The sequence below is a fragment of the Micromonospora sonneratiae genome, assembly GCF_042679305.1.
Lineage (GTDB): Bacteria > Actinomycetota > Actinomycetes > Mycobacteriales > Micromonosporaceae > Micromonospora_H > Micromonospora_H sonneratiae.
Genome location: NZ_JBHTMP010000006.1, coordinates 1 through 23,410, shown reverse-complemented (window position 1 = coordinate 23,410; position 23,410 = coordinate 1). Strand labels below are relative to the sequence as shown.

Below are 23,410 nucleotides of genomic sequence, written 5' to 3'. Positions count from 1 at the left end.
GGCCGCGCCGGTCAGGAGACCGGACGCGCGTGTTTCAAATCGCTCGGCACGCTCAGGGCTGACACATCAGCCACCTCGCGTTCCTGGACGATCACGTTACCGCCGTCCCCACCGACCGACGCCACCACCCCGCCCGGAATGTTCAACGCCGTACGCATCGTCGCCGGGTCACCGATCACCGTGATCACGTACGGCCCGGTCAACGGCCGGCCGCCGACCGAGATGCCGCCCTCGGTGTCCAGGAAGTACGTGTCGGCCACGATCCGCACCGCGGTGCCGTCCCCACCGGCGATCTGCATCGCCTCGGCCCCGGCACCCCGCAGTTCCTGAACGGCGTCCAGAATCGCGGACGCCCGGATCGGCTTCGCGCCCGCCACGAACCCGACCGTCAGCCCCGGCCCCTGAGCCGGCAACGTCCCGGCCAGAATGCCCAACTCGTCGGCCCGCCGGGTCGCCTCGTCCAGGGCCGCCTGGCGGCCCTGCGCACCGGACGTGAGCTGCCGCTGGCTGTCCTCCAGCGCGGCGATCTCCTGGCGTAACCGCTCTTCCTGAGCCTCGAGGTCGGATAGGATCCGGACCAGGTCCTCCTGCCTGGTCGCCGCCAGCATCGGATCGGTCGACGTCGTCTTCAGCTGGACCACCAGGGCGAACCCCAGCAGGGCCAGCAGAACGCCGATCATCGCTCCCGCACCGGTCAACCGGAACCGCCCCGACTGCGCGCCCGGCTGCTTGTCCTCGCCCTCGCCCGAGGGCTCCGGGTCGGTCAACGTTCCCTCGTCGACGCCCACCGGCGCGGACTCGTCGGCGGCCGGCTGCGACGGCGACACCGGGTCCGACGATGCGCCCGCCTCCGGGCCCGCGGCCCGCTGGCGTTCCTCCTCCTCGCTCATCACACCGACCCTACGCCCGGAACAGGTGTCGGCGAATAGCCGCCACGTTGCCGAAAATCCGCACCCCGAGGACGACCACGACACCGGTGGACAACTGACCACCCACCCCCAACTGGTCGCCGAGGTAGACGATGATCCCCGCCACCAGGACGTTGGAGATGAAGGAAATCACAAACTGTTTGTCGTCGAAGATGCCATCGAGCTTGGCCCGCACCCCACCGAACACCGCGTCCAGGGCGGCCACCACTGCGATCGGCAGATAGGGCAGCAGCGCCGGGGGCACGGTGGGGTCCAGCAGCACACCGAGCACCACACCGGCGATCAACGCGAGTACAGCGATCATCGGCCTCCTCCGGAGGGAGTCGCGGATACCCCCGAGCCGGATGGCGTCGGGGCGGACGGGGACGGGCGGGCATAGCGCAGCTGAGGTTCGCTGGCCGCCGGCAAGGTGAGATCATCTGCCGTACGCACGTTGAACGACATGCCGTGGCTGGTGGCGACACTGCGCAACAGCCGCGCCACCGCGCTGTCCCGGAACCGCCGTTCCATCTGGTCGGGGCCGATCGCGGAGACCTCGTACGGCCCGGCCACCGGCCGGAAGTCGACGAGGATGGCACTGCCGGCGGCCCGAATGGTCGAGGTGGCGGAGAGCCGCTGCCCGTTGATCGAGATCGCCTCCGCGCCGGCACTCCACAGCGCGTTGGCAACGCCCTGCAGATCGGTGTCGAGCACCCGCCCCAGGTTCGTACCGCCCGCCCCGGTGACCGCGTCGGCCTTGGACGGCGCATCGGCCAGCCGCACCACCAGGCCGTCACCACGTACCCGGGCCAGGCCGGTGGCCGCCTCCAGGTCCCGGAGCCGGGCCGCGTCACTGCCGGTCAGCGCGGCGTCACGCTGCCGGGACACCTCGTCCCGCAGTCCTTCGGCATGACGGCTCAGCTCGTCGGTCTCGGCCTGTCGCTGCTTGATCTGGTCGATCAGGCCGGCCCGGGCCTGGCTGCGACTCGGCTCCTCCGCCAGCGTCTGCCGATAGGCCACCGCCAGCAGGAAGCCCAGGGCGACCAGGGTGATCAGGCTCACCGTCCGAACCGTCGTACGCCGCCAACCCCGTACCGGACCAGCCACCCGGCGACGGTCCGTGGCAGCGGCGTAGCCCGGCTCGAGCGGGTTGCGGAACAGCTCGGTCAGGAAGTCCGGGGCGTAGGAACGCCCCGGCTCCGGGGAGCCGGGGGCAGTCATCGGTAGGCCTCTGATCGGGCTGCCCGGATCAGGCTGACCGCCTGGATCACGTACAGGGCACCGGCCACCCAGTAGAGGACCAGCCCCCACCAGGCCAGCCCCCAGCCGATGGCACCGGCAACCGTCGCCGCACCGGATACGGCATCGGCCAGCAGCAGCACCGGGAACGCGGCCAGCAGGATGAACGTGGCGGTCTTACCGACGTAGTGCACCGGCGGCGGGCCGTAGCCGTAGCGCCGCAGGACCGCCAGGGAGCCCAGCAGTAGCAGCTCGCGGGCCAGCAGGGCGGCGGTGAACTCCCAGGGGACCACTTCCCGTGCGGTGAACGCGACCAGGGTGGCAAGAATGTAGAGGCGGTCGGCCAGCGGGTCGAGCAACTCCCCCAGCCGGCTCACCTGCCGTAGTCGGCGAGCCAGGTAGCCGTCGACCCAGTCGCTGGTGCCACCGACGGCCAGCACGACGAGTGCGGCGATGTCCGCCTGGGGCACCAGGAAGAGATAGAGGAAGAGAGGTACGCCAAGCAGCCGACCAAAACTGATCAGGTTGGGTACGGTGAAGACCCGGCTGGCCGCGCCCACAGGGCGGGCAGCGGTGTCACCGGTTGGCTGGGCATGCGCTGCCCGCGCCGGCCGACGCGACACCGAACCTCCCTCCGCGACCACTGTCCGGAAGCTCACCGGGCGGTGAGCGGCTGGGACCGGTGCGCGCTCCAGCCGGTCGTCATCGGGGGTTCCTCGCCGGAATCCCGGACGACGCCGGCACATCGATACAGCCCTGGCCCGTTGGGGCTTGCCGACGAACCGTTGGCTGCGGTTTTGCCGTGCCACTATATCCGGCCAGAATTGATCTTGAGGGATGCGAGTCGGTGGGTCGATTTCGCGGCGAACGGCAGAACTACCCCAAAGTCACCTTTGGCGAGCGGAAATTCGCATAGCGGTCAACCACTCAGACTGGCCCGTCCGAACAGAACCGCATATCCGGATGGAAGCTGCGAAAGGATGTCGTTCAGCTCGCCTCCCGAGACCGCCTCGGCAACCGTGCACAACACAGCACTGGCGTCCCACTGGGCCGTACGCCCGGTTGCCCCGACCCCCATGGCCACCCGGTCGAGGAACTCCTGCACGCCGAACGCCGCCGCCGGGCCCCGCTGCTCGGTCAGCCACGCCCCGGCGGGCAACGGCAGCTGCGCCGCCAGATCCTCGGCCTCGTCGGCGGACAGCCGCTGCGCCAGCACTCCGAGCACCAGCCGGGTCACCTGTTCCGCCTCGTACGGATCGGGGTATTCACCGCGCTCCCGTACCCTCGCCACGAACTCGTCGTACTTCATCGCTCCCCCTCCGCCACCCCGGCCCCTGCGGCGGTCTCCGCCGGCAGCAGCCCGTTACCCAGGCGAATCGCGATGATGCCCTGCGTGACCACCGGCCACTGCTCGAAAGTCCGACACCGTCATGGATAGTGGAGCGATGAACAACGCCAATTCTGCCGTCGTCGTCGGGGTGGATGGCTCGGACATCGCCCTCGGCGCCGTCCGGGTTGCCGCCAGCGAGGCAACCCGACGTGGTCGGTCCCTGCACATCGTGCATGCGTTCGTCTGGCCGATGCTGCGGGTCCCGGTCGGTCCACCTCCCGGCGGTCCCGCCGAGGGCGGCCTGCGCAACCAGGCCGAACGGGTCCTCGCCGACGCGGTGGCCGAGGCCAACGCGGCACAGCCCGGACTCGAGGTCAGCGCAGAGATCGTCGAGGGGCAGCCAGCCGCCGTGCTGCTCGGCCAGGCCCACGACGCCGCCCTGCTCGTGATCGGCGACCGCGGCCTGGGTGGTTTCGCCGGTCTGCTGGTCGGTTCGGTCGCGATCCAGGTCGCCGAGTACGCCACCTGCCCGGTTCTGGTCATCCGGGGCGAGCAGCGGCCGGAGGGCCCGGTCATCGTAGGTGTCGACGGTTCGGCCCGTTCGGCCGCCGCCGTCGAGTTCGCCGCCGAGGAGGCTGCCCTGCGTGGTGCCGAACTGGTCGCCGTGCATGCGTACTGGCATCCGGTTTCGCTCGGCCCTGGTGACATCGTGCCGCTGGTCTACGACGAGGACGCGTTGCAGACCGAGGAGGCCCAGTTGCTGGCCGAATCCGTCGCCGGTCTGGCCGAGCGTTACCCCGATCTCCGGATCACCCAGCGGTTGGTACGGGGCAAGCCGGCAACGGCCCTGATCGAGGAGTCGGCCGACGCGCAGCTCGTCGTGGTCGGCGCCCGGGGCCGGGGTGGATTCGCCGGTCTACTGCTGGGCTCGGTCAGCCAGTCCGTCCTGCACCACAGCAAGTGCCCGGTGATCGTCATCCGGCACGCCGACTGACTCGCCCGGCCCGCTGATCGACTCGTCCGGACAGCTGATCGCCCATCCGGCCGACTTGACCGACGAGGTCAACGGGCTGCCTGGCTTGGTCGACCGTCCGGCTTGCCGTCCCGATGGCGAATGGTGGCCGGGAACGTGGGTAGACGGCCGATGTACGTCACCGGACACGACGGGAGTCATCCGATGCCAGGACCACGGCCGGGCAGCAAAGCGTACGACGTCGAGCGTGCGCGGCTGCGCAAGCTGATCGAGGATTCGGGGCGGGCCGCTGATCAGGAGGCGAATGCGGTCGCGAACCGGATCCTGCAGGAGGATCGCGACCAACGCGGTGTGCTTCGTGGTGAACGTGGACGCGGGCCGAAGGGCGAACGCGGCCGTGGCGAGCGGAGGTGATCACATGTCCCGCTCACGAAAAATGGATCGCGGACGCGCGATGCTCGACGGGGCGATCGCCGGAGCGGTCGGAAGTACCGCGCTCAACGGGGTGACCTACCTGGACATGGCCCTCCGCGGCCGGCCGGCCAGCAGCACCCCGGAGCGCAGTGCGGGTCGCATCGCCCAGGCGGTCCATCTCAGCCTGGGGCCCGAGGACCGGGCGGCGAACCGCCGCTCGGGCCTCGGGCCCCTGCTCGGATACGTCATCGGGGTTGGTGTCGCCGCAGCGGCCAGCGCGGCACTGGGCAACCGACGCGGATTACCGCTTCCGGTCTCCGCCGGGCTACTCGGCGCCGGCCTCATGCTGGTCTCGGACGGGTCCATGACCGCGATGCGAGTCACGGATCCCCGCACCTGGAGCCGGTCGGACTGGATCTCGGACATCATCCCGCATCTGACCTACGGCCTGGCCGCTGCGGCTACCTGGCACCGGTTGGGCCAGATCACCCGATCGAGGCGCTAGTCCCTGCCGCGCCTACCCCGACCTGTGTCCTCGGCGACCGGCCGAGCCGACGGGCCGTACGGGGAAACCTGTTTCGGCGGCATGGGACGGGCCTGACCACCGCCGGAGCGTGGTCGACGGTCACTCGGACCGGGGGCCTTGCTGTCCTGCACGGTCGGGTTACGTTCGCCACGCCGCAGTTCCGGCTGCTGCACGTTCGTCATCTTCGTCTCCCTTCGCCCTGGGGCGCGATCGGCTCGCACCACCGGGTCGCACCGTGGGATTACCCGGCGGGCCGGCCGGCATACCGGCGGCGCGAACCGATCCCCGGGCCCGCCGGGCCTACGGGCTCGTGGGACTGGCCGGGGCCGCTTGCTGGCTCCGACAGCAGGGCGAGCCGATCGTCGTGACCGCGCGGCTCTCCCGGCGGGCATTCGGGACTGCCCGCCACCATCCCGGACTATTCGCTACGAGGGTGGGTAACCGGGGCTTATGCGCAACGATCAGGCACTGGTCCGGACACTGCTGGATCGGCACGGCCATACGTATGCCGAGGACTGCGGCATACAACTGGCCGACCGGCCGGCTCCGCTGTATCAACTGCTGGTGCTGGCGACCCTGTTGAGTACGCGGATCCGCGCCTCGGTCGGAGTGGCCGCCGCGCGTGAACTGTTCGGGGCGGGTTACCGCACGCCACAGGCGATGGAGGCGGCCAGTTGGCAGGACCGGGTCGATGCGCTGGGTCGCGGCCACTATCGGCGGTACGACGAACGTACGTCGACCATGCTGGGAGCCGGTGCCCGGTTGTGCCTGGAACGTTGGCGGGGTGACCTGCGACGGCTGCATCGTGAAGCAGATGGTGATCTGTCGGCGTTACGGCGCCTTCTGACGAGTTTTCCGGGAATCGGACCGACCGGTGCGGACATCTACCTACGTGAAGCGCAGGCGGTGTGGAGCGACGTATGCCCGTACACGGATCGTCGGATGACCGCCGGGGCCCGCAGGCTCGGCCTACCGGCCGCGCCCGACGCGCTGGCCGGGCTGGTGCCCGGCCGGGACTTTCCTCGGCTGGCCTCGGCCCTGGTACGGGTCTCGCTCGGCGAGGAGTCACCCGGGACCCTGACCAGGGCGGCAGCAGCCGCACGCTGACCGACCGGCCACGACCTGCCCGGAGCGGCGCTACCGACCCGGTATTCAGCTCACTGGCTTACCGGCGTTGGGTTTGGTGAGGAACCAGACGAGGACGGCGGCCAGCACCCCCAGCACGAGTAGGGCATTGGTGATGCCGCCACTGCCGTCCGCAGACGGGCGACTACCAAAGAAGATCACCGCTATTCCAGTCCCGACCGACAGGAACGTTCGCAATCCCTTGTTGTTCACGCAATTCACGTTAAATGCGAAATTTTACGCACAGACCTCTTCGGGACGGCCTCCCACCACCGAGCGACCCGGCCTCCGGCATCGCCGATACCGACCCAGGTCGCCGCGAACCGAACTCGCGCCGGCGCGGGACCGGGAGATCCTTGGTGCGGGCCGGCGGCCCGTTTGCGTTCCGGGCCGCCGGGAAGGCCAGGTACAGCAGCGCGGCCAGTCAGTTCCGCGCCGCGAGAGGAGGCGGCAACATGACCGCACAGCAAGCTCCGCTGATGGGCAAGTCCGTGGCCTTCCTCGCCACCGACGGGGTCGAAGAGGTGGAGTACACCCAGTCACGGGCCGCAGCCGAGCAAGCCGGCGCCGAGGTGGACCTGCTCTCGGTTCATCCGGAACCGATCCAGTCCGTGCGGCAGGACATCAACCCGTCCAACACGTACGAGGTGGACCTGACGGTGGCGGAGGCGGACGCTTCCGACTACGACGCCCTGGTCCTACCCGGTGGGGTCGCCAACGCGGACCGGCTTCGACTCGACCCGGTGGCAGTTGCCTTCGTCCGGGACTTCTTCGAGCAGGAGAAGCCGGTAGCGGCGATCTGTCATGGCCCGTGGATGCTGGCCGAGGCGGACGTGGTGCGGGGTCGGACATTGACGTCGTACCCGAGCCTGGCCACCGACATCCGCAACGCGGGCGGCAACTGGGTGAACGAGCAGGTACACACCGATGCGGGCCTGGTCACCAGTCGCGGCCCGAGCGACCTGCCGGCGTTCGGCTCGAAGATGGTCGAGGAGATCTCCGAGGGCCTGCACGTCGGCCAGTTGGCCTCGATCTGACCTGACCTCGCCCGGTCGCTGACAGCGGCCCCGGCAACGAACGGCCGTTCCCGGCCCGTTCCCCGGTGATCCGGGAACGGGCCGGGACCTTCGTCTGGACGTACCGGCCTCAGTAGAGCAGGTAGGGCTTGCGCCGACGGGTGAAGTCGGCCAACTCGTCCGACCAGGCGTCCACCACGTCGGCCACGTCGGCACCGGCGTCGATCATCGTGCGCAGCCGGGTGGAACCGGTGAGCTTGTCGATCCAGTACGGACGGGCGGCATCCCAGGTGTCGGCCCGCCACGCGAACGCGGGGTACCTTCGTGCCTCGACGAGCATCGCCACCGCCGTACGGATCGGGTCGTACCGGGCCGGGTCGACGACCTTCACCTCCACGCCGGCACAGAGCTTGTTGAGCAGCTGCGGCTTCTGGCCGGCGGAGGTGGGTGAGAAGTACGCCTCCCGGAACTGGACCCCGGGCAGGTTCCGGGCGTTGAGGCGGTCCCCCCAGTGGTAGTCGAAGTCGGTGGCCAGGCCACCGATCAGTTCGAACGGGCGGGCGGTCCCCCGCCCCTCGGTGATCGACGCGACCCCCTCGAAGAGGCCGGTGCCGGGATACACCAGGGCGGTGTCCGGCGTGGGCATGTTGGGACTCGGCATCACCCACGGCATACCGGTGTCGGCGGCGAACCGGTCCCGCTTCCAGTGCCGACAGGCGATCACCTGCAACTCGACCGACCGTCCCGCCTCGGCGGGCAGGAACTCGCTGTTGAAGAAGCGGGCCAGCTCACCGACGGTCATGCCGTGCTGCTGCACGATCTCCTTCTTGCCGACCCCGGAGGTGTAGGGGGTCGTCATCATCGGCCCGTACGCCCGCCCGCCGATGGGGTTGGGCCGATCGAGGACAACGTAGCGGCGACCGAGCCGGGCGGCGGCGACCATGGAGTCGTACATGGTCCAGATGTAGGTGTAGAAGCGGGATCCGACGTCCTGGATGTCGAAGACGACGGTGTCGACCTCGGCCCGGGTGATCAGCTCGGCCCATTTGGTCTGGGACGCGCCGTACGCGTCGTAGACGGTGATCCCGGTACGGGCGTCGATCCCGGTCCCCTCGCTGCCGCCGGCCTGCGCGGAGCCTCGGAAGCCGTGCTCGGGGCCGAACGCCGCAGTCAACTGGACCTGCCCGGACCCGTGCATGAGGTCGACCAGGTGCCGGTAGTCGGCGTCGACGCCGGTCGGGTTGGACAGCACGCCGACCCGCTGTCCGGAGAGTGCCGCGAACCGCGAGGCGACGAGCACGTCCAGCCCGGTCTGGACCTGTCGCCCCCGCCCGCTGGCCGAGGCTGGCGCACCTGCGACCGTCGCGGTGGTGGCACCGAGGGCACCTGCTGCGGCGGCGCTGGTCAGGAAATTGCGGCGATTCACGGCGTACCTCCGTCGCTTGGACCGGCAAGGATCGCCTTGAAAGTTAGCTACGTCATAGATCTTGGTCAAGAAGGAAATCTACGCATCGTTTTCAGGCGGTCGCCGGTCAGACGGTCTCCAGATCACCGATACCGATGCTGTGGATCGTCAGCCAGCGGGCCAACGCTGGCATCCCGAACAGCCACAACGGCGCAGACTCGGTCAGACCGTTGGTCGCGTAGATGGCGAACCGCAGATCGGGTGCCCGGTACGCCTCGATCCGCCAGCGGTGGTTCTTGTCCCGCCACGTCGCCGCAGGGTCCATACGCCCCACGCTAGGCGACCCGGCCCGGTCCCGATCGGCGTTCTCCACCGAATCGGGGCCGGGCCGGGTCGATATCCCCCATCGCCGGTCACAGCCCGACGACCGGCCACCAACGCATCCCGTCCTCCGACAGGTAGAGCTGTTCGCGGGTCAGGTAGTAGTACCGACCCTCGGCGATCTCGGCCACCCCGGGCGATACCGTGGTCTCCACTGGCAGGCCCGTGCCCTCCAGCGGCGCATAGGTACGCCCGTCCCGGCTGGCCAGCAACACGTAACCGGCTTCGGGATCCTGGGCGACGAGCACGTGGGACCCGTCCGAGGCAACGTGCGACCGCGGACCCGCCAGCGGTAGCTGCGAAATCCGGTCGCCCGGATTGGTACGGGTCCAGGTGCGGCCGGCATCGGTGCTGCGGTAGACCCGGACGCTCCGCCCCCCATCGATGAAGATGGCATAGGCCGTCCGACCGTCGGTGGTGGCGACATTCGGCAGGTACATCGTAGGAATGGATCCCCCGACCGATCGTGCCGGTGCCTCCGCCCCGAACACCGACACCTGCCAGTTGGCTCCCCGGTCTTGGCTCACCGCGACAGCCGGCCGGCGGGTGACCGGGTCGTACCCCTGAACCCACACCCCGGCCTTCGTCGGCACCTCGACCAGTTCGAACTCGGCCAGCGGCGGCTGCTTGGCCAGCGGGGCGATCGTCCTGTTGGCCGGATCGATCACACACAGCATGATCTTCTCGTTCACACGCTGCATGGCGAAGCCGCCATTGGTAGGGGCCGCATCGACTGCCGCATCGGTGGTGGCCATCTCCGACCAGCTCACCCCATCATCGACGCTAACCCAGTGTCGCTGTTCGAAAAGGTCTTTCATCAGCCCGGCAGTGGGGGCTACCGAGGTCGACGATGATGTACGTGTATCCGAGCGGGGAAAGCCCGATCCGACCGGTCTCCTGATGGCATCGCTGGTGAAAAGAACATCGGGGCCGAGAACCTTGAGGTTCTGCGGTGCCATGTTCTGGAACTCCCGATACCTGGGCCGCTCCCGCCAACTCCGGCCCCCGTCCGACGATGCCTTCAACCTGAACGGGCACCCGACACAGTCGGAGTCGGAGACCACCGCATACAGATGGTTGGCATCGCTCCCCGCCGTCTGCCAGAGGAACCGCGACGGGGTATCGACACCCAGCGTGCTGGGTGACGGCACGGCCGCCACCCGGTCCGGGTCACCGACAGCCGACGGCAACACGGTGAATCCCCCGATACCGAGCAGCGCAGCCACCGCCACGGCAACGGTCGCGGCTTTCATCCGGCCACGGGCACGCAGTCGGCTGGCGCGTGTCCGCACCGTCTCGAACGCCGGCTGTTGGGCGGAACGGGCGACGTGGTCCCGTAGCCCCTGGTAGTCCGGTTCACGCATGACGTACCGTCTCCTTCCGCAAGATCCGGGGGTTGTCAGACAGAAGTCGGGCGAGCGCGGCTCGTCCCCGGGACAGTCGTGCCTTGACCGTGCCGACCGGAACGTCGAGCGTGTCGGCCACCTCCTCCACCGTCAGGTCGGCCAGATGGTGGAGCACCACGGCCTCCCGGGTCGGCCGGTTGAGTTCGCGCAGCGCGGCGACCAGCGCGACATGGTCGGGCGACAGCCCGGGCACGATGTCGTCGGGTCGGTCCACCCGACCGGACCGGAGCAGCCGGTCGAACACCCAGCGACGTCGGAAGCGGCTGCGGGCCACGTTCATCGCAACCGTACGCAGCCACTTCTCCGGATCGTCCAGTTCGAGGAACCGCGCGGGGCGGGCCAGCGCCCGCGCATACGCCTCGTGCACCACGTCCTGCGCCTCGGGCAGATCACCGGTGAGCCCGTAGAGCTGACCGACTAATCGGTGGTAGTACGCCTGATACGCCTGGTGTACGGCGTCCTGTCCATCCATTGCACTCCTTCGGCAACGTCGTCATGGAAAGGACCAACAGCGACAGGTAAGGGTTGCACCGGATTCTCTCGGTCGACCATCAGCCCGGTGGCGGCGTCACCACGACCCGGACGTCGTCGGAAAGCCGTCGGGTCGCACCGCGACGATCCAGTAGCTCCAGCAACGGCACGGCGACCCGACGGGTCGTGTCCAGTGCCTGGCGGGCGGTGCTGAGCGTGAACGGCTGCGGCAGACCAGCCAGCACGCGTACGGCATCGTCGGCTGCGGCGGGCAGGAGTACGACGTTCTCCGCCAGGCACAACAACGCTCCCACCCGGACCGCGGCGCCGACCTCCCGCTGCCCCAGGCCGAGTTCGCGCAGCCGGGCCGCCTCCGGGGCACGGAACGGTCGATCCGCCAGCTCGTGGCGAACCCGCTCGATGGCCCGCAGCACCGCATCGGGCAGTGCGACGTCCGTTCCACCGACACCCACCCGACCGCCCGACATCACCAGCGGCGGTACGACCAGCGCGGGGACCAGCAGCCGGTCGGGCAACCCGAGCAGCCGGCGCAGGGTCTCGACGGGGACACCCGCCTCAAGCGGATGGGTGTCGGCGTACCGCCGTACCTCGGCGATGGCCCGGCGGCGCAGATCCCGCCACTGGCCCGCATCGACGTGCCAGTCCCCGACCACCGGGGCCGTACCGACCCGCACGCCCATCCGCTCCAGCGCGTCCCTGCGCATCGGTCCCCGTCGGCGCAGCTCACCGGCCTCGTCCGGCGGCCCGTCCAGGTCGGCCAACGTCGCCGCCCGGGCAGCCGCCGATCCCCGACGGTTCAACGGTGGCGGTACGACGTCCAGCACGGTCACCCCACCGACCACCCGCCGCTGACCGGGATCACGCAGCAGCGCCCGGTCACCCAGGTGCAGCGGCACCGGCCGGGCCAGCCGCAGCCGGGCGGTGTCCACACCGAGTGGTCGTACCCGTACCGGCACGGCGGCCGAGCCGATGTGCAGCATCAGGGTGGCCGACAGGTCGCCCACCGGATCGCCGCACAGTCGCACGTCGACCAGGTCGGTCGGCTGGAACCGCCCCGGGGTGAGCAGGGCATCCCCCCGCGCCACCTGGTCCCGGGCCACCCCGCGAAGGTTGACCGCGACCCGGGCAACCCCGGTGGCCCGGTCGACGGGTGCCCCCAACGACTGGAGGGACCGGACGCGCACCCGCTGGCCGGTGGTACCGAGCTCAAGTTCGTCGCCGGGGTGCAGTCGGCCGCCGCCCAGGGTGCCGGTGACGACCGTACCGCTGCCGGCGATGGTGAACACCCGGTCCACCCACAGCCGTACCGGGGCGGTCGCCGGTGGTTCCGGCAGTCGCGCGGCCAGTCGGTCGAGTGCTGCCCCCAGGTCGGCCAGACCGGCCCCCGTCACGCCACTGACCGCAACCGTCTCGATGTCGGCCAGCGACGTGCCGGCCAACTCCGCCCGGGCCTGTTCGGCGGCCGGGTACGGATCGGCGAGATCGGACCGGGTAACCGCCAGCAGGCCGTGCCGGACACCGAGCGCGTCGAGCGCCGCGAGGTGCTCGGCGGACTGGGGCATCCATCCCTCGTCGGCGGCCACGACCAGCAGCACGGCCGGCACCGGACCGACTCCGGCCAGCATGTTGGGCACGAACCGCTCATGCCCGGGTACGTCGACCAGGGCGACCACCCGACCGGAGGGTAGCGAGGTCCAGGCGAAGCCGAGGTCGATGGTCATGCCCCGACGGCGTTCCTCGGCCCACCGGTCGGGTTCCATTCCGGTCAACGCCCTGACCAGAGTGGACTTGCCGTGGTCGACGTGCCCGGCGGTGGCGATGACCTGCACGTCGACTCAGTTGCCCGGCCCGTTGTGGAGCACCCGTAGCACCGCCCGGCGCAGGGTGTCGTCCTGGTCGGCCGGTACGCCGCGCAGGTCGAGCAGCAGCCGGCCACGCTCGACCCGCCCGAGCACCGGCGGGTCGCCCTGTCGCAGTGCTTCGGCGTACCGTTCGGGTAGCGACAGTGCCCACGAGTCCAGCTCGACACCCGGTGCTCCCCCGCCACCGACGACCGCTACGCAGGCGACGACCTCCGTCTTGTGTCCGGCCTCGGCGATCGCCTCACGTAGCCGCTCGACCCGGTCGTGCAGTTCTCCAGGGCGGGCCCGCAGTGCCCGCCAGGTCGGGGTCTCCGGGTCGCGTAGCGTTGCTTCCAGGGCCGCGAAGGTCAGCTTGTCCACCCGCAGAGCACGGGCCAGCGGATGCTGGCGTAACCGCTCGACCAGGTCGGAGTCGCCGAGCAGCAACCCGGCCTGCGGGCCGCCGAGCAGCTTGTCGCCACTGGCGGTGACCAGCGACGCACCGGCCCGCAACGCGGACGCCGCATCGGGTTCGTCGGGCAGCAGGGGTTCCGGTGTCAGCAATCCGGAGCCGATGTCCACAACGACCGGTACCCCCAACGTGACCAACTCACTGACCGGAACCGAGGTGGTGAAGCCCCGGACGATGAAGTTGGACGGGTGGACCTTGAGGATGAAGCCCGTGCCCGCACCGACGGCCCAGGAGTAGTCGGCCAGCGTGGTGCGGTTGGTGGTGCCCACCTCGCGTAGCCGCGCGCCGGTGCTCTCCAGCAGATCAGGCAGGCGGAATCCGTCGCCGATCTCGACCAGTTCGCCCCGGCTGACCACGATGTCGCGGCCGGCGGCCAGCACCGTCGCGGCCAGCACCAGTGCGGCTGCACCGTTGTTGACGACGTGGACCGCCTGGGCGTCCGGTACGGCGGCGGCCAGCGCAGCCAGCGCGTCGCGTCCGCGTTGGGCCCGGCGGCCGGTGTTCAGGTCGAGTTCGACGGCGGTGTGCCCGGAGGCGGCGATCACCGCGTCGACCGCGGCAGTGGACAGCGCGGCACGGCCGAGGTTGGTGTGCAGTAGCACACCGGTGGCGTTGATGACGGGCTGTGGTCCGCCCCCGGGCAACGCCGCCACCGCTGCGGCGGGTACGTCCTCGGGGCGGATCTCGCCACGCCGTGCCCGTTCCTGGGCACCGACGATGACCGCCTTGACCCGGGACCGGCCGTGTGAGGCAGCGGCGGCGGCGAGCCGGGGGTCGGCCAGCAGGACATCGGTACGCGGCACCCGCCGCCTCGGATCGATAGACCGGTTACGCATGGTTCACCTCGTCCCCGTTTGGCGGAGGCGGACGGGAATCGAACCCGCCCGGCCCGGGTCCCGGACCACACCGGTTTTGAAGACCGGGAGGGGCACCAGCCGCCTGAACGCCTCCACCGAGCACTGTAGCCACTGGGCATATCGGTTCGGGCCAGAAGAACCGTTGCATACAACGCAAGCAGGATTTGTCACCCGTCAGTGCGGGGCCTTCTCCCGGTCTCGCCGCTCACGCTGCGGGACTACCGTGTATCTCGGGTCGCGGGCGGAGGTGAGCCCGGCCTGGAACACGGCGAACCGGGTCATGGCCGAGGAGGCCAGCAGGGCCGCCCCGGACAGGGCCGACACGATCCGACTACGCCGCCCGAGCACCGCTCCCACCGTTCCGGCCACCAGCAGCGCCCGGCCGGCGCGCAGCAGGAGCCCGGCCGGGCCGGTGTGGTACGGCTCGCTGGTCAGTCCCATTCGTTCGACCCGTCGGCCGGCGACCAGCTCGATACCCGCACCCACCACGGCCAGCCGCCGCACCGGCCGGTTCTCGGCCGTTGGCGTGGCGATCAGGCCCAGCCCGGTCGCACCGGCCAGTGCGCTGCCGGAGAACACGAACGGCAGGTACGGATAGGCGTCGTGCCAGGACGGTACGGCGGTGTCGGCCAGCAGCACTCCCGTGTAGGTGGCCAGCGCCGGGGCCACCACGGCGGAGGCGACGCCGGCGGCCCGACCGGCCGGCGGCAGCACACGGCGTACCAGACCGAGCGGACCCCGCTGGGGCAGCCAGGACGCGAACTCGCTCACTGCGGCGGCTCCCGCCGCCGGGCCGAACGCGGCGAGGATCCAGGTGCCGACCGACATCGGGGAGGTGGGTTTGGCCACCCGCAGCATGTGGTGGAACCGTTCCGGCCGACCGAGGTCGTGGATCAGGAAGTACGTGCTGGCACCGACCGCACCGAGGGCGGCGAGTCGGCTGCTCCGGCGCAACGCGGGACGGTCGGTCAGGTCGGCACCGGCCGCCAGCATCGCCGTTCCGGCGGCCAGGCCGCCGGTGAACAGATACGCGGGGATGTCCCACCGCCACACCGGGGCCTTGATGATCGGTCGGCCGTAGTACGACTGGAACCGGGCCGGTGGGACGGTGATCCCGTCCCGTTCCCGCCGACGCTGTCCCCCGTCCGGGTGGGGGCCGGGCGCGGTCACCGCTGCCCACCGAGGAACGCAACCACCGTGGCGGCGGCCATGACAAGGGCGGCGAGTCCGGCCTGACGCCACATCCGGGGCAGATCGTGGGTGGTCACCACCGGGTCCGGGGGCAGCCCGTACACCTCCGGCTCGTCGAGCAGCAGGAAGAACGCCCCGTCGCCGCCAACGCCGTCGCTCGGTTCGTGGCCGTAGAGACGTGCCTCGGACATCCCGTCGGCCTGTAGCTTGCGTACCCTGGCCTGGGCGCGGTCACGCAGTTCGTCGAGTTGGCCGTACTGGATCGACTCGGTGGGACAGGCCTGGGCACAGGCCGGGGTCATCCCCGCGCCGATCCGGTCGTAGCACAGCGTGCACTTCCAGGCCCGCCCGTCGTCGCGCCGCTGGTCGATCACCCCGTACGGGCAGGCCGGAATGCAGTAGCCGCAGCCGTTGCAGATGTCCTCCTGCACCACGACCGTGCCGAACTCCGTACGGAACAGCGAGCCGGTCGGGCAGACGTCCAGGCAGGCCGCCCGGGTGCAGTGCTTGCAGACGTCCGACATCATCAGCCAGTGCGTGTCGGTCTCGACGAAGGCGACGTGCCGCCACGAGTTGGCGGTCAGCGCACCGGTGTTGTCGTACGACATGCCCAGCAGGTCCAGCCCGGTCGTGGGTACGAGGTTCCATTCCTTACAGGCCACCTCGCACGCCTTGCAGCCGATGCAGACGCTGGTGTCGGTGAAGAAGCCCATGCGTGGCGGGGCGTCGACGTGGCCCGCGTCCAGTGCCGGGTCCAGCGTGCCGTATGAGGTGTCAGTCATGCTCGGCTTCTCCGTCGCTGGCGGCGGGTGTGGTGAGGATCGGCGGGTACCGACCGTCCGCGGTGTCGGACCGGCGACGGTAGTCGTCCACCAGGTCCCGTAGCGCCGCTCCCCTGGGCCGCCGCCCGGCCCGCAGGTCGCAGGTGCCGACCTTGCTCTCCTGGATCAGCACGTTAGGGTCGAGAACGATCCCGAACAGGTCATTGGCCGAATCTCCCCGGCTCAGTCCCTGGTCGCCCCAGTGGTACGGCAGCCAGATCTGGTGGACGACCCGGCCGTCGAGCCGGATCGGGGCGACCCGACCGGTGACCAGCACTCGGGCCTCGACCACCGACCGGGTGGTGACCAGGTGTGCCCAGCCCAGGTGGACCAGGCCCCGCTCGACGGCCAGTTCCGGGGAGACCTCCATGAACATCTGCGGCTGCAACTCCGCCAGGTAACCGACGTTGCGGCTCATTCCACCGGCCGTGTGATGCTCGGTAAGCCGGCTGACCGTGAAGACGTACGGGAAGACGTCGCTGTGCGGCTGTGGTGGGCTCGGGTTGGTGGGGTTGTCCGGTCGGTCGTACACCTTGCGGGTGGGGTTGGCCTGTTGGGCGTAGAGCGGGTTACGCACTGGTGACTCGGCCGGCTCGTAGTGGGTGGGCAGCGGGCCGTCGAGGGTGCCGGCCGGTGCGTACAGCCAGCCCTTTCCGTCTCCCTGCATGATGAACGGGTCGGTTCCGCTGATCCCCGCAACGCCGATGGCACCCTCGGGTGGCCGGTAGGTCGGCGGCTTGTTCTTCTCGAAGTCGGGGACGTCGTGCCCGACCCACTCACCAGCGTCCGGGTCCCACCAGACGTACGCCTTACGTTCGCTCCACGGCCGGCCGTCCGGGTCTGCCGAGGCGCGGTTGTAGAGGGTTCGCCGGTTGGCCGGCCAGGCCCATCCCCACTCGGGGGCCACCCAGCTCTGGTCCCGGCCGGGTTTACGGCGGGCGGCCTGGTTCACCCCGTCGGCGTACACACCGGAGTAGATCCAGCAGCCGCCGGCGGTGGAGCCGTCGGCCTTCATTTCCGTGTACGAGGCCAGCGGCCGGCCGGTCGCCACGTCGTACCCGTTGATCTCGTAGAGCACGGCCTCGGCGCTCGGCTCCGCGTACGGACCGTGCGTGGGGTAGTTCCAGTTGAGGTCGAGCAGGGGCCGGTCGCGGGGCCGGTCGGAGCCGGCCAGACGCTCCCGGACGATCCGACCGAGGTGGTAGAAGAACCACAGTTCGGAGCGACAGTCGCCGGGCGCGTCCAGGGCCTTCTCCCGCCATTGCAGCAGCCGCTGCGTCTGGGTGAAGGTGCCCTCCTTCTCCACGTGTGAGGCGGCCGGGAGGAAGAACACCTCGGTACGGCATTCCTCCGGCACGATCTCGCCGGTCTCGACCTCCGGTCCCTCCTTCCAGAACGTCGCGCTCTCGATCATGAACAGGTCCCGGACCACCAGCCAGTCGAGGTTGGCCATGCCCAGCCGCTGGGCGCGACCGTTCGCGGAGCCGACGGCCGGGTTCTGCCCGAGCAGGAAGTACCCCTTGATCTTGCCGTCGATCATGTCGAGGACCTGCTGGTAGGTGCCGTGGTCACCGGTGATCTTCGGCAGGTAGCCGAAGCAGAAGTCGTTGTCCGGGGTGGCCGCGTCACCCCAGTACGCCTTGAGCAGGCTCACCGCGTAGGCGTCCGCGTTGCCCCAGAAGCCCCGCTGCTGCGGATGCCGCATGGTGTCGATCCACTTGGCCAGCGACGGGTGTGCCGCGTGCTGCGGCATCGGCAGGTAGCCGGGCAGCAGGTTGAACAGGGTCGGAATGTCGGTGGAGCCCTGGATGCTGGCATGCCCGCGCAGCGCCAGCACCCCGCCACCGGGGCGGCCGACGTTGCCCAGCAGCAACTGGATGATCGCTCCGGTGCGGATATACTGCACCCCGATGCTGTGTTGGGTCCACCCGACCGAATAGACCAGGGCGGTGGTGCGTTCCCGGCCGGAGTTGGCCGTCCAGGCGCTTGCCACCTCCTCGAACAACTCCCGGGGAACGCCGCAGACCCGCTCGACCATCTCCGGCGTGTAGCGGGCGTAGTGCCGTTTGAGGATCTGGTAGACGCAACGCGGGTGTTGCAACGTCTCGTCCCGCTCGGTGTCACCGCCGACCGGCACACCGTGTGACTCGTGCTCCAGGCCGGCGCCGGTCTCCCGCTGGGTGGCGGTGTCGCCGCCGCCATCGTGCTCCTGCCCCTGGTACTGCCAACTCGTCTGGCCGTAGCTGGCCGTCTCCGGCTGGTAGCCGGAGAACAGCCCGTCCAGGTCGTCGGTGTCCCGGTACTGCCTGGTGACGATGGTCGCCGCGTTGGTGTAGGCCAGCAGGTACTCCCGGAAGTCCAGCTCGTTCTCGATGATGTGCCGGACGATGCCCCCCAGGAAGGCAATGTCGGTGCCGGCCCGGATCGGGACGTGGGTGTCGGCCATGGCGCTGGTCCGGGTGAACCTCGGGTCGACGTGGATGACCCTGGCCCCCCGCTTCTTGGCCTCCATCACCCACTGGAATCCCACCGGGTGGCATTCGGCCATGTTGGAGCCCTGGATGATGATGCAGTCGGAGTTGACCAGGTCCTGCTGGAACCCGGTGGCGCCGCCACGGCCGAGGCTGGTCCCCAGACCGGGGACGGTGGCGGAGTGTCAAATACGGGCCTGGTTCTCGATCTGGATCGCGCCCATCGCCGTGAACAGCTTCTTGATGAGGTAGTTCTCCTCGTTGTCCAGTGTCGCGCCGCCGAGGCTGGCAATGCCACGGGTACGGCGCAGCGGACAGCCCGCCTCGTCGTTCTCCTCCCAGGTCTCCTCCCGGGCCGCCAGCACCCGGTCGGCGATCATCTCCAGCGCGGTGTCGAGGTCGAGTTCCTCCCAGTCCGTGCCGTACGGCCGCCGGTAGCGCACCTTCTGCTGGCGCAGCTCGCTGGTGACCAGGTTCTTGCTGGCCGCCCCCTTCGGGCAGAGCCGGCCGCGCGAGATCGGACTGTCCGGGTCCCCCTCGATCTGGGTGACCTTGCCGTCGGTGACGTAGACCCGCTGCCCGCAGCCGACCGCGCAGTACGGGCAGACCGAGCGGGCCATCGAGTCGGCTGTCTCGACCCGGGGGGTCAGCGCAGCAGAGCGGGCCGACTTCGCCGCCAGGCCCAGGCCCAGCGGGTCGGTGCCGGTGAGCTGGCGGTAGACCGGCCAACCCTCGATCCAGGTACGGACCCCCACGGCGGCACCCCCTCCCGGCAGCGTCACAGAAGCCGACCTAACCGACGATAGTGAAAAATCATCCGGTCCGCTGGCCCCGTCGCCGATCCGCCCCCATCGGTACACCGCGCCCGTACGACACCGGACGGCAGCCCACCGTGAGGCCATCGGCGCCACCAACCGATCGACGGAAATCAGGTCGATCACCATCGGGAAGACGTCCCCCTGGGTCGATCAACACCGATACCGAGGAGTAGGGTCGATCCAGAACCGGCTCGACATTCGCCTTAGGGGAGAAGGGAAGTTTGATGCTGGTCAAGTCCGCCCGTACCGACAACGGGGGCCAGGTCACCATCGAATCCGAACGCGGCTACACCGGCTCCGTTTACAAGGTCTATCTCAACGGCGCGTACCAGGGCGAGTACTCGTCCATACAGGACGCGCTGGCCAAGTTCCGGGAGTTGGGTGGGAAGTCGTAACCCTCACAAACCAGCCTCATTGACCTTACCCAACGCGGCCGCGATCCGGGGGACGGCGACCCCGATCGGCTCCCGGATCACGTCGACCGCCAGATGGTCGTACGGGGTCGGATCCCGGTTGACGATCACCAGCCGGGCACCGGCATCGGCAGCGACGGCACACAGCGACGCGGCGGGCTCGACCAGCAGGGAACTGCCCACCACCAGCAGGAGCTGGCTCACTGCGGCGACCCGTTTCGCCTGTCCGAGGACCGTGGCGTCGAGATGCTCGCCGAACATCACCAGCCCGAGCTTGAGGATGCTGCCGCAGGACGGACAGCTCGGATCATGCTCGCCCTCCGCGACCCGGGCCAGCGTCTGGCCCGTCGGCGTCCGCTCCCCGCAGCCCGTGCAGACCACCGTACGCATGCTGCCGTGCAGCTCCAGCACCTTGCGGGGCGTGCTGCCGGCCAACTGATGCAGCCCGTCGATGTTCTGCGTCAGGATCCGCACCGACGAACCGGACCGTTCCAGCTCCGCGAGGGCCCGGTGTGCCGCGTTGGGCTCGGCCTGCCAGGCGGCATGGTTCAGGTAGCGCTGCCAGAACCGACGGCGGACCGCCGGGTCCGCCATGAAGTTGGGATAGGTGAACACCTCGGCGGCGGCGGGGTCACGGGTCCACACCCCGTTCGGGCCACGGTAGTCCGGGATACCCGAATCGGTGGAGATTCCGGCACCGGTCATCACCGCTACCCGGGTGACCCCGTACGCCCAGTCGTCGATGGCTTGCGTCATGGCCGCCGATGGTAGGCACTGTCGCCTGACCGGGCCAGCCGATTAGCCGTTACGGAGCGCCGCGACGGCCGCGTCCACGACAGCCGGACGAAGCTGGTCGGGCCTGGGCGGCGGGAAGCGCCCGGGTCAGGCTGGCGGCGACCGGTCCGGCCGTGAGTGCCACCAGCCAACCGGCAAGCACGTCGCTCGGCCAGTGCGCGGCCAGCACCACCCGACTGGCACCGACCGTCAGCGGCCAACCCACCAGCGCGGCAAGCAGCACGGCGCGGCCCGCCGGGGACAATTCCGGCCAGCGCAGGAACGCCACGACGAGGGCAGCGGTCGCCGCCCGGCTGGAATGTCCCGAGGGGAAGGCGTATCCGTCGAAGGGTGGGCCCGGTCGTTCCGGCCGTACCCGGGCGGTCCAGTCCCGCACCGCACCGCGTAGCAACCCGCCGGCGGCGAAGGCCGTGGTGGCGAAGGCCAGCGCCTGCTTCCGTCGACGCTGTGGCAACGTCCCGACCGCGCCCCCGACCAGGGTGAACACGACGGCGACGTGCCCCAGGTGGGTAAGTCGCCCGGCTGCCGCCCGGACGGCGGGGTACCGCTCCCCGAGGTTGTACGCAGCGGCGCTCAGGCTGGCGTCAGCCGCGATCAACTCGGTATGACCGGTGACGACCAGCCCGGCGAGAACGCAGAACGCCATGCCCGAGGCAGCGGCCCACCCCGGTGGGCGTAACGGTGATCGGCGCATTCCCTCCCCAATTGCTCTCGGGGGCATCGACCCGGGCCCGTTCACACCCAGTTCAACGAAGCACTACCTCGACCGGCCACACCGGCCTACCGTCTGCACGATCCTGCCGGTGCTGACCCGCCCGATGGCCGGGCCGCCCAATCCTGGCCTTGATGACCGGAACTACCTGCCCGGCCTGTTGTGGTTCGTTGCGGCCATGTGGGTCCTGCTCCTGACTGCGGCGGCGGCACGGGCGGCTTGGCGCAGGCGGTCGTCTGACTCGCCGGATGCGGGTCGGCGTCCTCTCGACACCAATTGACAAATCCGTTTTTCAATAGCAGCCTGTCAGCCATGGGCAACGGCTTGGAGGTGCTCCGGGACAGCGACCTGCGGGGCACCCTGTCCCCGCTGCGGCAACGACTCCTTGCCGAGTTGGATGAGCCGGCATCGGCCACCAGCCTCGCCGCCCGGCTCGGCGAAAGCCGCCAGCGGATCAACTACCACCTACGGGAGCTGGAAAAGAGCGGCCTGGTCGAACTGGTCGAGGTGCGGCAACGCCGGGGCCGCACCGAGCGACTGATGCGGGCGACCGCCCGTACCGTGGTCGTCGCACCCGCGATCGTCGGCGAGTTGCCCGGCCAGGGCCAGGACCGGTTCGCCGTCGACACCCTGCTCTCGACCGCCGCACGGACCTTCACCGAGGTGGCCGAGATGCGCGATCAGGCGGCGACCGTCGACCGGCGCCTGGTCACCTTCACCATCGAGGCCGAGGTCGGGTTCAACCAGCCGGCCGAGATCGAACAGTTCGCCAGCCAGCTCGCCGAACGGGTGGCCGAGCTGGCCGCCTCCTACGACTCGCCGGACTCCCGCCGGCGCTACCGCGTCGTCATCGGCGGCTATCCGTCCCGGAGCACGGGGCACAGCCAAGCTCCCGACCAGGCAGAGCACGGCACCGACCACGACACCGACCAGTCGCTTCAAGCGTAAGGAGCAGGACCCGTGACCGAGCAGAAGCCGTTCCAGGTCGAGACGACGATCGACGCGCCGCTGGAAACCGTGTGGTCCGCCCTCACCACACCCGGACAGATCCACGAGTGGTTCGGCTGGCCACATGACGGCCTCGACGCGGAGATCCGCTACATCTTCGTCGACCATGCCGAGCACCTGCCACCGGATCGAATCTCCCTGGCCGCCGGGCAGACCATCCAGTTGACCACGGATGGCCGGCGTACCGTCGTACGGCTGGTCATGGCCGGGGACCTGGACGATGCGAAGTGGGCGGATGTCTACGACCCGCTCGAAGAGGGCTGGCGGGCATTCTTCGAACAACTTCGCTTCCTCCTCGAACGGCACCGCAGCGCTCACCGTCGGGCACTGCACCTGTCCGGTACGGCCACCGGCCCAGCTGCGCTCGCCATGTTGGCAGCCGCCGGAGTCAAGGAGATCTGGCACGAGAGCCGCTGCCAGCAGGCGGTGCTCGACGGCGACGGGCACCTGATCGTTGTCTCCGCCACCCATCCGTTGACCGATACCGAAGCCGGCCCGGTCGGCGTCACCGTCACCACCTACGGGCTGACCGACGACAGTTTCGCCGCCGTACGCCAGCAGTGGACAGCACGGTGGCAGGCAACCGTCGGCGACACCGAGGTCAGCGTCGGGTAGTGCCAGCAGAACGGCCGGTGGCCGGGGCCCTGGCTTGAGGGTCCCGGCCACCGGCCGTTCACGTCACTTCGTATGTCAACTGTCGGCCGGTCGGGCCGGGTCAGCTGTTGTTCCAGTGCTCGGCCACCAGATCAGCAGCCTGGGTCTCCCACTGCGCGTAGTGGAACGGGAACGCCGACAC

26 protein-coding genes and 1 tRNA gene are annotated in these 23,410 nt (G+C 69.8%); 8 read left to right on the top strand and 19 right to left on the bottom strand.

Translation table 11 applies throughout. From position 1 onward, the window contains the following. Positions 1-11 precede the first annotated feature (11 nt). The 5 genes from ACFQ4H_RS05630 to ACFQ4H_RS05610 form a co-directional block, all read right to left on the bottom strand. The gene (locus ACFQ4H_RS05630; RefSeq protein WP_377567702.1) at positions 12-890 is read right to left on the bottom strand and encodes a DUF881 domain-containing protein; all 879 of its coding nucleotides are present in this window, start codon (positions 888-890) and stop codon (positions 12-14) included. Positions 891-900: 10 nt separating this feature from the next. After that, the gene (locus ACFQ4H_RS05625) at positions 901-1,233 is read right to left on the bottom strand and encodes a small basic family protein (RefSeq protein WP_377567700.1); all 333 of its coding nucleotides are present in this window, start codon (positions 1,231-1,233) and stop codon (positions 901-903) included. Further along, positions 1,230-2,129: a DUF881 domain-containing protein gene (locus ACFQ4H_RS05620; RefSeq protein WP_377567698.1), complete on the bottom strand. Its 900-nt coding sequence runs from the start codon at positions 2,127-2,129 to the stop codon at positions 1,230-1,232. Before ACFQ4H_RS05620 ends, ACFQ4H_RS05625 begins: the two co-directional genes overlap by 4 nt. Continuing rightward, on the bottom strand, positions 2,126-2,770 hold the full coding sequence (locus ACFQ4H_RS05615) for a CDP-alcohol phosphatidyltransferase family protein (RefSeq protein WP_377567696.1): 645 nt from the start codon (positions 2,768-2,770) through the stop codon (positions 2,126-2,128). The genes ACFQ4H_RS05620 and ACFQ4H_RS05615 overlap by 4 nt, the downstream gene beginning before the upstream one ends. 296 nt (positions 2,771-3,066) lie before the next feature. Beyond that, positions 3,067-3,456, bottom strand: coding sequence for a DUF2267 domain-containing protein (locus ACFQ4H_RS05610; RefSeq protein WP_377567694.1), 390 nt, complete (start codon positions 3,454-3,456; stop codon positions 3,067-3,069). A gap of 136 nt (positions 3,457-3,592) precedes the next feature. Between ACFQ4H_RS05610 and ACFQ4H_RS05605 the strand changes: the two genes are divergently transcribed. The 3 genes from ACFQ4H_RS05605 (at position 3,593) to ACFQ4H_RS05595 (ending at position 5,369) form a co-directional block, all read left to right on the top strand. After that, positions 3,593-4,471: a universal stress protein gene (locus tag ACFQ4H_RS05605; protein WP_377567692.1), complete on the top strand. Its 879-nt coding sequence runs from the start codon at positions 3,593-3,595 to the stop codon at positions 4,469-4,471. Between the two features lie 183 nt (positions 4,472-4,654). Further along, entirely contained in the window at positions 4,655-4,864 is a 210-nt protein-coding gene (locus ACFQ4H_RS05600) for a phosphatidylethanolamine-binding protein (RefSeq protein WP_377567690.1), read from the top strand. Positions 4,865-4,886: 22 nt separating this feature from the next. Next, positions 4,887-5,369, top strand: coding sequence for a hypothetical protein (locus tag ACFQ4H_RS05595; protein ID WP_377567688.1), 483 nt, complete (start codon positions 4,887-4,889; stop codon positions 5,367-5,369). Here ACFQ4H_RS05595 and ACFQ4H_RS05590 read toward each other — a convergent pair. Continuing rightward, positions 5,366-5,572 carry a hypothetical protein gene (locus ACFQ4H_RS05590; protein ID WP_377567686.1) on the bottom strand — a complete coding sequence of 69 codons (207 nt, stop codon included), beginning with the start codon at positions 5,570-5,572 and terminating at the stop codon, positions 5,366-5,368. The two genes, ACFQ4H_RS05595 and ACFQ4H_RS05590, sit on opposite strands and share 4 nt — an antisense overlap. Before the next feature lie 268 nt (positions 5,573-5,840). Here ACFQ4H_RS05590 and ACFQ4H_RS05585 point away from each other — a divergent pair, with 268 nt between their 5' ends. Then, positions 5,841-6,497 (top strand): hypothetical protein, encoded by a 657-nt coding sequence (locus ACFQ4H_RS05585; protein WP_377567684.1) that lies wholly within the window; start codon positions 5,841-5,843, stop codon positions 6,495-6,497. 45 nt (positions 6,498-6,542) lie between these two features. Here ACFQ4H_RS05585 and ACFQ4H_RS05580 read toward each other — a convergent pair whose 3' ends face one another. Continuing rightward, positions 6,543-6,728, bottom strand: coding sequence for a hypothetical protein (locus tag ACFQ4H_RS05580; protein WP_377567682.1), 186 nt, complete (start codon positions 6,726-6,728; stop codon positions 6,543-6,545). A 242-nt stretch (positions 6,729-6,970) separates the two neighbouring features. Between ACFQ4H_RS05580 and ACFQ4H_RS05575 the strand changes: the two genes are divergently transcribed. Next, on the top strand, positions 6,971-7,552 hold the full coding sequence (locus ACFQ4H_RS05575) for a type 1 glutamine amidotransferase domain-containing protein (RefSeq protein WP_377567680.1): 582 nt from the start codon (positions 6,971-6,973) through the stop codon (positions 7,550-7,552). 109 nt (positions 7,553-7,661) lie between these two features. Here the strand turns inward: ACFQ4H_RS05575 and ACFQ4H_RS05570 are convergent, their stop codons facing one another. The 10 genes from ACFQ4H_RS05570 to fdh all read right to left on the bottom strand — a co-directional run bounded on the left by ACFQ4H_RS05570 (position 7,662) and on the right by fdh (position 19,623). Then, complete coding sequence (locus tag ACFQ4H_RS05570; protein ID WP_377567678.1) at positions 7,662-8,957, bottom strand: exo-beta-N-acetylmuramidase NamZ family protein; 1,296 nt, start codon at positions 8,955-8,957, stop codon at positions 7,662-7,664. A 106-nt stretch (positions 8,958-9,063) separates the two neighbouring features. Continuing rightward, a complete protein-coding gene (locus ACFQ4H_RS05565; RefSeq protein ID WP_377567676.1) occupies positions 9,064-9,261 on the bottom strand; it encodes a hypothetical protein in 198 nt (65 codons plus the stop codon). Positions 9,262-9,349: 88 nt separating this feature from the next. Beyond that, positions 9,350-10,681 (bottom strand): WD40/YVTN/BNR-like repeat-containing protein, encoded by a 1,332-nt coding sequence (locus tag ACFQ4H_RS05560; protein WP_377567674.1) that lies wholly within the window; start codon positions 10,679-10,681, stop codon positions 9,350-9,352. Further along, positions 10,674-11,195 carry a SigE family RNA polymerase sigma factor gene (locus ACFQ4H_RS05555; RefSeq protein ID WP_377567672.1) on the bottom strand — a complete coding sequence of 174 codons (522 nt, stop codon included), beginning with the start codon at positions 11,193-11,195 and terminating at the stop codon, positions 10,674-10,676. The genes ACFQ4H_RS05560 and ACFQ4H_RS05555 overlap by 8 nt, the downstream gene beginning before the upstream one ends. Before the next feature lie 79 nt (positions 11,196-11,274). Further along, positions 11,275-13,044 carry a selenocysteine-specific translation elongation factor gene (gene selB / locus ACFQ4H_RS05550; RefSeq protein WP_377567670.1) on the bottom strand — a complete coding sequence of 590 codons (1,770 nt, stop codon included), beginning with the start codon at positions 13,042-13,044 and terminating at the stop codon, positions 11,275-11,277. Between the two features lie 6 nt (positions 13,045-13,050). Then, entirely contained in the window at positions 13,051-14,364 is a 1,314-nt protein-coding gene (gene selA, locus ACFQ4H_RS05545) for an L-seryl-tRNA(Sec) selenium transferase (RefSeq protein WP_377567668.1), read from the bottom strand. A gap of 19 nt (positions 14,365-14,383) precedes the next feature. Further along, positions 14,384-14,479, bottom strand: a tRNA-Sec gene (locus tag ACFQ4H_RS05540). Between the two features lie 80 nt (positions 14,480-14,559). Next, positions 14,560-15,555 carry an NrfD/PsrC family molybdoenzyme membrane anchor subunit gene (gene nrfD, locus ACFQ4H_RS05535; protein ID WP_377567666.1) on the bottom strand — a complete coding sequence of 332 codons (996 nt, stop codon included), beginning with the start codon at positions 15,553-15,555 and terminating at the stop codon, positions 14,560-14,562. Continuing rightward, positions 15,552-16,358: a 4Fe-4S dicluster domain-containing protein gene (locus tag ACFQ4H_RS05530; RefSeq protein WP_377567664.1), complete on the bottom strand. Its 807-nt coding sequence runs from the start codon at positions 16,356-16,358 to the stop codon at positions 15,552-15,554. Before ACFQ4H_RS05530 ends, nrfD begins: the two co-directional genes overlap by 4 nt. Beyond that, positions 16,351-19,623 carry a formate dehydrogenase gene (fdh, locus tag ACFQ4H_RS05525; protein ID WP_377567662.1) on the bottom strand — a complete coding sequence of 1,091 codons (3,273 nt, stop codon included), beginning with the start codon at positions 19,621-19,623 and terminating at the stop codon, positions 16,351-16,353. The genes ACFQ4H_RS05530 and fdh overlap by 8 nt, the downstream gene beginning before the upstream one ends. Before the next feature lie 287 nt (positions 19,624-19,910). Between fdh and ACFQ4H_RS05520 the strand changes: the two genes are divergently transcribed. Next, positions 19,911-20,081 (top strand): hypothetical protein, encoded by a 171-nt coding sequence (locus ACFQ4H_RS05520; RefSeq protein ID WP_377567660.1) that lies wholly within the window; start codon positions 19,911-19,913, stop codon positions 20,079-20,081. A gap of 3 nt (positions 20,082-20,084) precedes the next feature. Here ACFQ4H_RS05520 and ACFQ4H_RS05515 read toward each other — a convergent pair whose 3' ends face one another. Continuing rightward, the gene (locus ACFQ4H_RS05515; RefSeq protein ID WP_377567658.1) at positions 20,085-20,855 is read right to left on the bottom strand and encodes an SIR2 family NAD-dependent protein deacylase; all 771 of its coding nucleotides are present in this window, start codon (positions 20,853-20,855) and stop codon (positions 20,085-20,087) included. 49 nt (positions 20,856-20,904) lie between these two features. After that, positions 20,905-21,588, bottom strand: a complete 684-nt coding sequence (locus ACFQ4H_RS05510) for a phosphatase PAP2 family protein (protein ID WP_377567656.1) — start codon at positions 21,586-21,588, stop codon at positions 20,905-20,907. A 330-nt stretch (positions 21,589-21,918) separates the two neighbouring features. Here ACFQ4H_RS05510 and ACFQ4H_RS05505 point away from each other — a divergent pair, with 330 nt between their 5' ends. Beyond that, positions 21,919-22,554, top strand: a complete 636-nt coding sequence (locus ACFQ4H_RS05505; RefSeq protein WP_377567654.1) for an ArsR/SmtB family transcription factor — start codon at positions 21,919-21,921, stop codon at positions 22,552-22,554. Between the two features lie 12 nt (positions 22,555-22,566). Next, entirely contained in the window at positions 22,567-23,229 is a 663-nt protein-coding gene (locus tag ACFQ4H_RS05500) for an SRPBCC family protein (protein ID WP_377567652.1), read from the top strand. Positions 23,230-23,410: the final 181 nt, after the last annotated feature.

Bases quoted from the DNA above. Each gene is read 5' to 3' on its own strand.
- ACFQ4H_RS05585 (WP_377567684.1), top strand. From the start codon at position 5,841: ATGCGCAACGATCAGGCACTGGTCCGGACACTGCTGGATCGGCACGGC.
- ACFQ4H_RS05595 (WP_377567688.1), top strand. From the start codon at position 4,887: ATGGATCGCGGACGCGCGATGCTCGACGGGGCGATCGCCGGAGCGGTC.
- ACFQ4H_RS05610 (WP_377567694.1), bottom strand. From the start codon at position 3,456: ATGAAGTACGACGAGTTCGTGGCGAGGGTACGGGAGCGCGGTGAATAC.
- ACFQ4H_RS05630 (WP_377567702.1), bottom strand. From the start codon at position 890: ATGAGCGAGGAGGAGGAACGCCAGCGGGCCGCGGGCCCGGAGGCGGGC.
- ACFQ4H_RS05520 (WP_377567660.1), top strand. From the start codon at position 19,911: ATGCTGGTCAAGTCCGCCCGTACCGACAACGGGGGCCAGGTCACCATC.
- ACFQ4H_RS05605 (WP_377567692.1), top strand. From the start codon at position 3,593: ATGAACAACGCCAATTCTGCCGTCGTCGTCGGGGTGGATGGCTCGGAC.
- ACFQ4H_RS05575 (WP_377567680.1), top strand. From the start codon at position 6,971: ATGACCGCACAGCAAGCTCCGCTGATGGGCAAGTCCGTGGCCTTCCTC.
- ACFQ4H_RS05510 (WP_377567656.1), bottom strand. From the start codon at position 21,588: ATGCGCCGATCACCGTTACGCCCACCGGGGTGGGCCGCTGCCTCGGGC.
- ACFQ4H_RS05625 (WP_377567700.1), bottom strand. From the start codon at position 1,233: ATGATCGCTGTACTCGCGTTGATCGCCGGTGTGGTGCTCGGTGTGCTG.
- ACFQ4H_RS05590 (WP_377567686.1), bottom strand. From the start codon at position 5,572: ATGACGAACGTGCAGCAGCCGGAACTGCGGCGTGGCGAACGTAACCCG.
- ACFQ4H_RS05620 (WP_377567698.1), bottom strand. From the start codon at position 2,129: ATGACTGCCCCCGGCTCCCCGGAGCCGGGGCGTTCCTACGCCCCGGAC.
- ACFQ4H_RS05555 (WP_377567672.1), bottom strand. From the start codon at position 11,195: ATGGATGGACAGGACGCCGTACACCAGGCGTATCAGGCGTACTACCAC.
- selA (WP_377567668.1), bottom strand. From the start codon at position 14,364: ATGCGTAACCGGTCTATCGATCCGAGGCGGCGGGTGCCGCGTACCGAT.
- ACFQ4H_RS05505 (WP_377567654.1), top strand. From the start codon at position 21,919: ATGGGCAACGGCTTGGAGGTGCTCCGGGACAGCGACCTGCGGGGCACC.
- ACFQ4H_RS05560 (WP_377567674.1), bottom strand. From the start codon at position 10,681: ATGCGTGAACCGGACTACCAGGGGCTACGGGACCACGTCGCCCGTTCC.
- ACFQ4H_RS05565 (WP_377567676.1), bottom strand. From the start codon at position 9,261: ATGGACCCTGCGGCGACGTGGCGGGACAAGAACCACCGCTGGCGGATC.
- ACFQ4H_RS05600 (WP_377567690.1), top strand. From the start codon at position 4,655: ATGCCAGGACCACGGCCGGGCAGCAAAGCGTACGACGTCGAGCGTGCG.
- ACFQ4H_RS05515 (WP_377567658.1), bottom strand. From the start codon at position 20,855: ATGACGCAAGCCATCGACGACTGGGCGTACGGGGTCACCCGGGTAGCG.
- ACFQ4H_RS05530 (WP_377567664.1), bottom strand. From the start codon at position 16,358: ATGACTGACACCTCATACGGCACGCTGGACCCGGCACTGGACGCGGGC.